This is a genomic window from Chryseobacterium ginsenosidimutans, from assembly GCF_039536845.1.
Lineage (GTDB): Bacteria > Bacteroidota > Bacteroidia > Flavobacteriales > Weeksellaceae > Chryseobacterium > Chryseobacterium ginsenosidimutans_B.
Window position 1 is genome coordinate 221554 of sequence record NZ_BAAAZJ010000008.1, and the last position, 10877, is coordinate 232430.

At 33.1% G+C, this 10877-nt stretch carries 9 protein-coding genes; 7 read left to right on the top strand and 2 right to left on the bottom strand.

All coding sequences use genetic code 11. The annotated features are described in order from the left end of the window. Both ABD745_RS09385 and ABD745_RS09390 read right to left on the bottom strand, forming a co-directional pair. On the bottom strand, positions 1–429 hold a 429-nt coding region (locus ABD745_RS09385), incomplete at its 3' end, for a hypothetical protein (RefSeq protein ID WP_344828482.1). A 17-nt stretch (positions 430–446) separates the two neighbouring features. After that, positions 447–1601, bottom strand: coding sequence for a hypothetical protein (locus ABD745_RS09390; RefSeq protein WP_344828485.1), 1155 nt, complete (start codon positions 1599–1601; stop codon positions 447–449). Between the two features lie 100 nt (positions 1602–1701). On the opposite strand from ABD745_RS09390, the gene folE reads away from it, so the two are divergent. From folE to ABD745_RS09425, 7 genes are all read left to right on the top strand, one after another. Continuing rightward, positions 1702–2370 (top strand): GTP cyclohydrolase I FolE, encoded by a 669-nt coding sequence (folE, locus tag ABD745_RS09395; protein WP_047401339.1) that lies wholly within the window; start codon positions 1702–1704, stop codon positions 2368–2370. A 271-nt stretch (positions 2371–2641) separates the two neighbouring features. Beyond that, entirely contained in the window at positions 2642–4108 is a 1467-nt protein-coding gene (gene cysS, locus ABD745_RS09400) for a cysteine--tRNA ligase (RefSeq protein WP_344828489.1), read from the top strand. Between the two features lie 348 nt (positions 4109–4456). Then, positions 4457–5623 carry a T9SS type A sorting domain-containing protein gene (locus ABD745_RS09405; RefSeq protein ID WP_344828493.1) on the top strand — a complete coding sequence of 389 codons (1167 nt, stop codon included), beginning with the start codon at positions 4457–4459 and terminating at the stop codon, positions 5621–5623. Between the two features lie 125 nt (positions 5624–5748). Beyond that, positions 5749–8400, top strand: coding sequence for a 4-alpha-glucanotransferase (locus ABD745_RS09410; protein ID WP_344828496.1), 2652 nt, complete (start codon positions 5749–5751; stop codon positions 8398–8400). Positions 8401–8539: 139 nt separating this feature from the next. Continuing rightward, entirely contained in the window at positions 8540–9568 is a 1029-nt protein-coding gene (locus ABD745_RS09415; RefSeq protein WP_344828499.1) for a hypothetical protein, read from the top strand. Positions 9569–9744: 176 nt separating this feature from the next. Beyond that, positions 9745–10209 (top strand): hypothetical protein, encoded by a 465-nt coding sequence (locus ABD745_RS09420; RefSeq protein WP_344828502.1) that lies wholly within the window; start codon positions 9745–9747, stop codon positions 10207–10209. Between the two features lie 127 nt (positions 10210–10336). Further along, positions 10337–10846 (top strand): ferritin, encoded by a 510-nt coding sequence (locus tag ABD745_RS09425; RefSeq protein WP_344828505.1) that lies wholly within the window; start codon positions 10337–10339, stop codon positions 10844–10846. The last annotated feature ends 31 nt before the right edge of the window (positions 10847–10877 follow it).

Here is a 10877-nt window from a genome sequence, read left to right on the forward strand (position 1 = left end):
TGAAGAATTTGTATTAAAAATAAACATTCCGGTTTCAATATTAAAAAAATATTTTTTTGTATCATCTGAAATCGAAAACCATTTTAAAAGTCCGTTCACAATATTGATGTCTTCCCATTTTATAGTGCTGCTATCTAAAGAAAATACATGAGGATTCTGATGCAAAGTATCTACAAAATGAACATTTCTGCTTTCAACATAGATCATTCCGCTTCCCTGAAAAGCTTTTATTTTAAAAAATTCATTCTGAGTATTTCCAAGATTATAGCGAACAAAAGCATAATATTCGGGAGATCCGATTTGTTCGAGTAAAAGTTTCTGTTTTTTCTTTCGGCTTCTTGCTGCAAGATAAGCAATAAGAAAAATAATTGCAGGAATTGAAAACAAGAATAGTACAAAAAAAATAATTAAAATAACTATTGGATCCATAAGTTTTATTTTTTAAATTATAATTCGGGATGTCTTTCAAATTCTTTATTTCTATCAAACAAATATCGGTAAGTCGCCAATTTCCTAGTCACAGTTGTATCTAAATTCTCAGCAATTTTTATCATTTTAGGATTAAAATCACCGATCCATTGAAGCTCAGTAGTCTTAAAATCCGTGTGTTTCCTCAGGTGTTGGGTTCCTTCCCAGATCATATAACCTTCCAGCCCTTTTCTTTGCCATTCAGGAATAACACCAAAAACGAGACCAACCATTTTTTCGTTTTTCCTGAATTTTTTTACCCAGAGAAACTTTAGCTTTTCAATCAAACCAAATTTTCCATTCAGATATTTTAACCACTGATTTAAGTCCGGAATATTCATCCACATCGCAACAGGTTTCTCATTTTCATAAACAAACCATGAAATATGCTCATTGATAATGGGCTTCATTGTTTTAAACATTTTCAAAGTTTTTGCTTCATCTAAACATTTTCCTTCGCCATGTGCAGCCCAGGCTTTATTATAAATTTCTGTAAAATCTTTTGCAAATTTTTCCAGATTATTCTTTTTCATTGGTCTTGCAGAGATTTCAGGATTCTTACTGTGTTTTGCATGCATTACTGTAAAAACTCTTGAAACTTCTGCGAAAATTGGTCTTGAAAAACAAAGTTGTTCAAAATAAATATTGAAGCCGTAATTCTCAAAAAGATCTTTGTAATAAGGGAAATTATAATTCATTCCGTACAATGGTTCGATGAATCCGTCGATTAAAAGTCCCCAGAATTTATCTCGTTCTCCAAAATTGATCGGTCCGTCCATTGCCTCCATTCCTCTTTGCTGAAGCCAGTTTTTGCAATGATTGAAAATAAAATTTGCTGTTTCCTGGTCATTAATACAGTCAAAAAAACCGATTCCTCCGGTTGGTTGTTTTTGTTTATAAAGTGTATTCACAAAAACAGCAACTTTTCCTACTGTTTCATTTTTTTTATTCTTAAATAAAAATCGTGTGCATTCTCCACTTTTGAAGAATTTGTTTTTTTCAGGATCAAAAAACTCTTTGATATCTTTATCTAAAGGTCTTATGTAATTTTTATCATGCTGGTAAAGTCTCGCGGGAAACTCTAAAAATTCTTTTCTTTGATTTTCATTTTGTACTTCTTCAACAATAATCATAGCATTAAATGAGAATGGAGGTTAAAAGATAATATTTTTAGTTTAAAATCAAATAAATGAAAAAGATATTATCCGTATTTTTGCTGCAAATTAAATAAAAATGGTTGATTTTACGGATAACGACGATGATATTTTCACTGGAAAAGAACATACGCCCATAAGGAAAGATGCTTTTGATAAATCGCCACAGGAAAAAATAGAAAAAATTACAGAACTTTTTGGGGAAATCATGGAAACGTTGGGAATGGATATGACCGATGATTCTTTGAAAGATTCTCCGAAGCGTGTTGCGAAAATGTATGTGAACGAAATTTTCGGAGGACTTCTTCCGGAAAACAAACCCGGAATTTCTACATTTTCAAACAAATATAAATACCGCCAGATGTTGGTGGAAAAAGATATTACAGTATATTCGTTCTGTGAACATCATTTTTTGCCGATTATCGGGAGAGCGCATGTTGCTTATATTTCGAACGGTGAGGTGATCGGTCTTTCAAAAATCAACAGGATTGTTGATTATTATGCGAAAAGACCACAGGTTCAGGAAAGATTGACCATGCAGATTGTTGACGCTTTAAAAGAAGCGTTGGGAACAAAAGATGTCGCTTGTATCATCGATGCAAAACATCTTTGCGTAAATTGCAGAGGAATTAAAGATACTTCAAGTTCTACCATTACGGCAGAATTAAGCGGTATTTTCAGAACCAATCCTATTACCAGACAGGAATTCCTTCATTATGTGGGAAGTCATGCGAAATTGGATTATTAGTTGAATATAAATGGATTAGCAAAAAACGTGTGATATGAGGAAAACAAAGCCTCAGATTTTCACGCTTGAATTTATTATTAATGATTATATTCGTCATTTACAACATCATTTAAAAGTTATTTAGTAATGATAAAATTTAAAAAAGTTTCGGATAAGATTTTTGTAGCCACAATTATTTGTTGTTGCTGTGAATGCTGTTGTTAAAGGATTTTGGTCTTTTAATTGGAAAAACTTTAAACTAAATTTTAAAATCATTAAATCAAAATAAAAAATGCAATTAAAAATATACAACTCGCTTACAGGAGAAAAAGAAATATTTAAACCCATTTTAGAAGGAAATGTAGGAATGTACGTTTGTGGACCTACCGTTTACAGCAATGTACATTTGGGAAATGTGAGAACTTTCCTTTCCTTCGACTTTATTTACCGAAGTTTGACACATTTGGGTTACAAGGTGAGATATGTAAGAAATATCACCGACGCAGGTCACCTTACAGACGATGGAGATGTGAATAATGATCGTTTCGTTAAGCAAACCCGTCTTGAAAAACTGGAACCCATGGAAATCGTACAGAAATATACGGTTGATTTTCATAAAGTTCTGGATATGTTCAATTTATTACCTCCGAATATCGAACCGACTGCAACAGGTCATATCGTTGAGCAGATCGAATTAACTCAAAAATTAATTGAAAAAGGATTCGCTTACGAAAGCAACGGTTCTGTGTATTTCGATGTATTGGAATACAACAGAAGAGGTTTGAATTACGGCGAACTTTCAAAAAGAAATATCGAAGAACTTTTTGCCAACACCCGTGACTTAGACGGACAAGGTGAAAAGAAAAACCCACAGGATTTTGCGCTTTGGAAAAAGGCTTCTCCGGCACACATTATGAGATGGAATTCGCCTTGGGGAGAAGGTTTCCCGGGATGGCATCTTGAATGTACTGCGATGAGTACTAAATATTTAGGTGAAACATTTGATATTCACGGAGGTGGAATGGATTTGAAATTCCCTCACCATGAATGTGAAATCGCTCAGGGAAAAGCTTGCAATGATGTTTCTCCGGTAAATTACTGGATGCATGCCAATATGTTGACAATGAATGCTCAACGTATGAGTAAATCAACAGGAAATTACATTTTACCAATGCAGCTGGTAACTGGTGAAAATGATTTCTTTGAAAAACCTTTCCATCCGTCGATTGTGCGTTTCTGCTTCCTGCAGGCTCATTACAGAAGTGTTTTGGATATTTCTAATGATGCGATGTTGGCAAGTGAGAAAGGATTCATCAGATTAATGGAAGCAATTAAAGTTTTAAACTCAATTACTCCGAATGATGAAAAACAATCTGGCTTCAGTTTGGAAGAGTGGAAAAATAAAGCATATGACGCGTTAACAGACGATTTCAATTCTCCGGTTTTGATTGCGCATTTATTTGAAGCGGTAAAATATATTTTTGCTTTAAATGATGAGAAAGAAACGATCTCAACTAAAGATTTAGAGGATTTAAAATCTACTTTAAATGCTTTGGTTTTTGATGTTTTAGGTTTACAGGCTATTGAAGAAAATAACAATGAAAAGCTTGACCAGACCTTACAGGTTTTAATTGAATTGAGAAATCAGGCAAGAAAATCGAAAAACTTCGACCTGTCAGACCAAATCAGAGATAAACTCCTTGCAGAAGGCATCGAATTGAAGGACGGAAGAGATGGAACTACTTACGTTTTAAATTAACGATACTAAAAATATTTATTATAAACTCTCACAGATTTGTGGGAGTTTTTTATGCATTGAATTTGTCATTTCGACGGTTCGGATAGCCACACAATTTGTCATTTCGTAAGAATCTAAACAACGATTTTACAAAAAATATTTACAAAATAAGTCTGGATTCCTACGGAATGATAAACTGAATGGAACAATTATTATATACAGACTAAATTCTTCAGGGCATTTACATTGAGAATGCAGAATATGACAGAATTATACTTCTTATTCAAAAGTCAAATATTTTTTGTTTTTCAATCTGAAAATTATGTAACTTAGTCATACTAAAATGATTAAAACTAAAATTTATATAATATGAAAAAACATTTATTCCCTTTATTTCTGCTTTTACTAGGAGCGAATGCGAATGCACAACAAGATTTTTTTGCATTGGTCGGAAAAGACACACAGAATATTACGTTCAATGATTTTCGTGCAATTGATGTAGCAAACGGTACTTCCGGAGAGAAAATTTTTACAGCTGATTCTTCGGCTAAAGTTTTTTCACAAACGAGAAACGGTTCAGTAACTGAGGATAAAAATACATATAATAATTCTCAGGCTGTTAATATGGCGACTTTGGCTTATGATTCTTTCAATAATAATCTTGTTTATATGCCAATGTTTTCTTCTAATATCTACATTTTAAATGCAAAGACGAAAGAGATTACTTTGGTGGAAAACACTGTTGCAAGAGTAACTTCATGTGATATTAATTCTCACATTACAAGAATGGCAACAGGTTATGACGGAAATATTTATGCAATCAACAACGCTGGAACTCAGTTTTTACAAATCAGTAGAAATGGAAATCAATATGTTGTTAATGATCTTGGAATCATTAAAGATGATGCTTCCAACGGAAAGAATTCTTTTACAATTATTGAAACCGGTTTTGGTGGTGATATGATTGCTGATGCAGAAAATAATTTCTACGTTTTTTCAGCTGCAGGAAATGTTTTCAAAATTTCAACGAAAGAATTAAAGGCAAAATTTGTCGGGAAAATTTCCGGAATTCCTGAAAATTATTCTGTAAACGGTTCCGCAGTGAATTCAAAAGGAAAAGTAGTAATTGCAAGTGCAAAAGGTGCTCCTTTATACGAAGTGGATCTGAATACTTTACAGGCAAAACAGATTGCTGGCGAACAGAATTTACACATTTATGATTTGGCAAGTAAATATTTTGCCAATGATAAAGCAATTTCAAACAATACTTTTGCAAATCTGGATATTTATCCAACCCGTGTTGACGAACATTTTATCAATGTAAATGTGAATGATAAAGCTGTAAAAGGAAATATTAAAATGAATGTTTTCGACCTGTCGGGTAAAAACGTAATGAGACAAAGTTTATCTGTAAAAGATGGTTCTTTGAATCAGCAGGTTTATCTTAAAAATTTAGTCAGCGGAGCTTATTTGGTAAGCATCACTGATGAATCAGGAAAAATATTATTAAACAAGAAAATTCTGGTATCTGAATAATCTTTTAAATAAAGTTTAAAACTAAAGCCTTTTCAAGTATTTTGAGAAGGTTTTTTAATGAATATTTGATATTCAATAAGTTTTGTTTTTCGATATTATAATGTATTTTTATAAAAAAAATATAAATGAAGCTATACTTTAATGTAAGTTACAGCGTAAAAGTTGGTGAGAGATTACAGTTAATTATCAATGATGAAGGTGCTGTTTCACAGACTCATACTATGTTTTATACAGAAAACGGTTTGTGGAAATGTGAAGTTGACTATTTTTCGAAATCGATTTCTTATCAATATCAGCTTGTGGATGAAAAAGGAAATATTTTGAGAGATGAGTTTGTCCCGCATTACCTTAATTTTCCTCATAATTACAAGGAATTTGTGATTTTTGATGAGTGGAATAATAAGAATTTTCCTGAAAATTATCTAAATAATAAAATTCTTTACAACAAGCTGAATCATTTCTCGCCTGAAAAAAAATCAGTTTTAAAAAAACATACTCATTTATTCAGAATTGAAGCCCCGATTTATAACCCGAACTGGAAAATTGTAATGTTCGGAAGTACAGCTTCTCTGGGGAATTGGGATTATGAAAAAGCTGTTCATTTATCTCAGACGGATTTCGGAATCTGGGAAGCTTCAGTTGAAATTCTTGAGAATGAATTTATTCAATACAAATATTGTCTTTACGATATTAACGAAAACAAAGTAATTGATGTAGAAACAGGCGAAAACAGATTTGCTTTGCCGAATCAGGCGAAGGATGTTTTGCAGATAGTTTCGAATCATTATTTTAAATTCAAGCTGTACCAGATGTATCATGATGCGGGAGTTGCCGTGCCGATTTTCTCGTTGAGAACTGAAGACGGTTTTGGAGTAGGAGAATTTTCTGACATGAAAAAGCTTGCTGACTGGACGAAGGAGACCAATCTTGGAATTATCCAGATTCTGCCAATTAATGATACAACAGCAAATTATACATGGACAGATTCCTATCCTTATGCCGCCGTTTCCGTATACGCTCTGCATCCGCAATATATTTCTCTGGAAAACCTTGATTTTAAGTTGCCGAAAGATTTAATTGAAGAATTTCAGACTGAAAAATTAGAATTGAATTCGTTAGAATTAATCGATTACGAAAAGATGATTTCCTCAAAATGGAAATATCTGAAAGCTGTTTTTAATAATGATAAGGAAAAAATTTATAAAGACAGAAACTTTAAAAAGTTTATAAAAGATAATGAAAGCTGGTTGCTTCCGTATTCTGCATTTTGTGTTTTGAGAGATAAATACAAAACTCCGAATTTCAATGAATGGAAAACCCATAAAAAATATATTGCAGGAAAAATTGCGCCATTTTTTACAGCAAAAAGTAAGGATTATGATGCTTCAATGCTTCACGCTTGGGTTCAGTATCAACTTCATAAGCAGTTGAAAGATGCGATTGATTATACCCATAGTTTGGGAGTTTCTGTGAAAGGGGATCTGCCGATTGGAATTTACAGACATTCCGTTGAAGCCTGGACGGAACCGGAATTGTTCGGAATGGATTTTCAAGCCGGAGCACCACCTGATCAGTTTACGGAATTAGGCCAGAACTGGGAATTCCCGACCTATAATTGGGAAGCAATGAAAGCCGATGATTATAAATGGTGGAAAAACAGATTCAAAGCATTGGAACAGTATTTTGATGCGATGAGAATTGACCATATTTTAGGATTTTTCAGAATCTGGAGAATGCCGATTTCGGCTACACAAGGAATTTTGGGATATTTTTATCCTGCCGTTCCGATTACGTTGGAAGAATTCAACGCTTGGCATATTCCGTTTAATTTTGACAGATATTGCAAGCCGTTCATCAATGATCAGATTCTTTGGAAATACTTTAGCGAAAATGTTGATAAAGCTCTTGAATTTATCAGTAATAATCAGGATGGAACATATTCATTTAAAGAAGAATTTAATACGCAGAGAAAATTATCAGACTTTTTTAAGAAAAATCCGCGTGGTCCGATTGAAGAGCAGTTGATCTCACTTTGTGCCAATGTTTTATTTTTAATTGAAGAAAGAAACGGGCAGCTTGTTTATCATCCTAGATTTAATGTTTATAATACAGACTCCTACAAATATTTATCCGATTGGGAGAAAAAATCTATCTATGATTTGTACCACGATTATTTTTTCAAAAGACAGGATCACCTTTGGTACGAAAAAGCAATGGAAAAACTTCCGGTGATTTTAAATGCTACTAAAATGTTGATTTGTGGAGAAGATTTAGGGATGGTTCCGGATTGTGTGCCCATTGTGATGAATGAATTGGCAATTATTGCTTTAAAAGTGCAAAGAATGCCATCAGATAATATTCCTTTTTATAATCCTAAAAAAGCGAGTTATTTAAATGTAGTTACAGCTTCTTCTCACGACAGTTCGACATTGAGACAATGGTGGAAAGAAGACGTAGCCTTAACTCAGAAATACTTTAATCAGCAGCTGGTTCAATACGGAAAAGCACCAGAAGAGTTGGATCCTAATTTGGCGGAAATTATTATGAAACAACATCTTTATAATGATGCAATGCTGGCTATTTTTCCGATTCAAGAGTTTTTTGCCACAGATAAAGAGCTTGCAAATCTTAATATGAATAATGAAAGAATCAATAATCCTGCAGTTTTTCCACATTATTGGAGATACAGAATGCATTTGAATCTGGAAGAATTAATAATGCAGAAAAATTTCAACCAAAAAATAGCGAATTGGGTAAAAGATAGTGGAAGATTGTAAATTTAACATTTGATTATCAATTGGTTAACAATAAATTAAAAGAAGTTTTATCAAATGATTTAACTTCTTTTTTTTATTTATATCCAAAAGATAGAATAAAGATATTCTACTATATATTAACCAATTAACGACTATAGAAATGAAAAAAATATTAATCGGTTTTGCTTTGAGTATGGCGACTTTGTCATTTGCTCAGCAGTATCCAAACGACAACGGTTACGGAAACAACGGGTATAATGACGGATACGGATATGATAATAGTAATGACGGATATTACAGTGATCAGGATGATCAGAATTATTTTCCGGAAGATTATTACTACAATTATCCTCAGGATTATTATCAAAATGATTATTATCAAAGCAATTATAATGATTACAGGAATAGTATTGTAAGTATCAACTGGAATGTATTCTTTGCTCAAAACAGATTGAATCAGTGGCAAGTAGATCAGATCTTAAGATTAAATAATCTGTATGTAAGTTTCTCAACATGGAACAATTTCTACAGATACAATCCGGACAGATGGTATTATGACAGATTCTACGCATTGCAAAGAATTATGGGACCAAGAGTTTTTGTGACTTTCCAAAATAGCTATTACAGAGGTTACAGTCCGGTAGTTTATTTCCAGAATTACAGAAGAACGCATTATGCCGCAATCTGCAGACCGATGCCTCGTTACAGAAATGTAAACATCAATATCTACAGAGTTGACAGAAACAATTTCCGTAGAAATAATAATCCAACTTTCAATATTGTAAGAGGCAGTGACAGACCGAATAACGGATTCAGAGGAGATGTAAGAAATAACAATAACGGAGGGTTCCGTAATCAGGCTGAAAACAGAAGCAATAATAACAATTCCGGTTTCAGAAACGAAAATAACGGGGTAAGAAACAACGGTGGTTTCAGGGGAAACAGCGATAACAATGGAGTGAGAAATAATGGAGGTTTCAGAACTGAAAGAGCTGAAAATGGAAATGCCGGAGGCTTCCGTGGAGGAAGTGAAGTAAGAAGACAAGAAGCTCCAAGAAGAGAAAATAATGGAGGAGGTTTCAGAAATGACGGCGGTTCCAGAAGAAACGAAAATTCTGCTCCGAGACAACAGAATAATAGAGGTGGAGAAAGAGGCGGAGGTTTCCGAAACGGATTTGCAAAGAATTAATTTTCATATATTATATTTAAGTGGTGTGAGGGCAGATTTTAGGATCTGCTCTTTTTATTTTCATGATTGAATATTTAATATTAAAATTTAACGTTTTTTATGAATATTCTCTTTTAACTTTTGTTTTAACTAATAATCAAAAAGATGTATAACAATTAATTAAAGATTTAAAAAACATGAAAAAATTATTTTTTGCAATAGCAATGATCGGATTTGGAAGTTTAGCAATGGCTCAACAAACAACTACAACTCCACAAGACAAACAGGCAAGAAGAGCAGAAATGCAACAGAAGTTCCAACAGAAAGAACAGGAACATTTGGCTCAGATGCAAAAAGATTTAAATTTAAATCAGGCCCAGGTTGATAAAATCAAGGCTCTTCAAGACAAAAGAAAAGCCGAAATGAAAGCTGAGTTTGATAAAAATAAGGATCAAAGACAGGCTAAAATGGAACAGATGAAGGCGAAGAGAGCGCAGATGGATGCAGAAATGAAGCAGATTTTAACTCCTCAACAGTATGATAAATGGCAAGCAGACAGAAAAGCGAAAATGGAAGAGAGAAAAGTAGCCATGAAAGAAAGAGGAATGAAAGGTGGAAGAATGCATAAGCCAATGAATACGGCAACTCCGGATGCGAATTAATAGCTTATAATTTTGATTTTTTAATGTGTTAAAGGGCAGGATTTTTTCTGTCCTTTTTCATTTAATTTTATTAAAACTTTTGATTTCGGACATTTATTCCCTAATTTTGACTGTAAATTTATTACTTATGATTAGCGAGAAAATTGCAACATTAATTAACGAACAAATAGCTCACGAACAATACGCTGCACAATATTACCTTTCAATGTCTGCTTGGTTTTCTAGCAAAGACCTTGACGGAATTGCGAATTATTTCAGAGTTCAGAGTAAGGAAGAATTAATGCATGCTGATAAAATGTTTGATTATTTGAATGATGTAGGAGTAGAAATCATCATAGGAGAAATTGCAAAACCACCTCACCAGTTTGAAAACGCAATCGATATTTTTCAGAAAGCATTAGAGCATGAAAGAATAGTAACAAAAAGTATTTTCAATATCGTGAAAAATGCTAATGACGAAGGAGATTTCGCAACAACTTCTTTTTTACAGTGGTTCATCAACGAGCAAGTGGAAGAGGAAGCAAGCGCTTCTCAATTGGTTACTAAAATTAAAATGGTAAGCGATAATCCTTCTGCTTTATATCTTTTTGATCAGGAATTAGCACAAAGAGTATTTGTTGCTGATCCAACAGCTTAATTTGATTTAATTATCAGGAATATAAAGTTTC

Bases quoted from the DNA above. Each gene is read 5' to 3' on its own strand.
- ABD745_RS09390 (WP_344828485.1), bottom strand. From the start codon at position 1,601: ATGATTATTGTTGAAGAAGTACAAAATGAAAATCAAAGAAAAGAATTT.
- folE (WP_047401339.1), top strand. From the start codon at position 1,702: ATGGTTGATTTTACGGATAACGACGATGATATTTTCACTGGAAAAGAA.
- cysS (WP_344828489.1), top strand. From the start codon at position 2,642: ATGCAATTAAAAATATACAACTCGCTTACAGGAGAAAAAGAAATATTT.
- ABD745_RS09405 (WP_344828493.1), top strand. From the start codon at position 4,457: ATGAAAAAACATTTATTCCCTTTATTTCTGCTTTTACTAGGAGCGAAT.
- ABD745_RS09410 (WP_344828496.1), top strand. From the start codon at position 5,749: ATGAAGCTATACTTTAATGTAAGTTACAGCGTAAAAGTTGGTGAGAGA.
- ABD745_RS09415 (WP_344828499.1), top strand. From the start codon at position 8,540: ATGAAAAAAATATTAATCGGTTTTGCTTTGAGTATGGCGACTTTGTCA.
- ABD745_RS09420 (WP_344828502.1), top strand. From the start codon at position 9,745: ATGAAAAAATTATTTTTTGCAATAGCAATGATCGGATTTGGAAGTTTA.
- ABD745_RS09425 (WP_344828505.1), top strand. From the start codon at position 10,337: ATGATTAGCGAGAAAATTGCAACATTAATTAACGAACAAATAGCTCAC.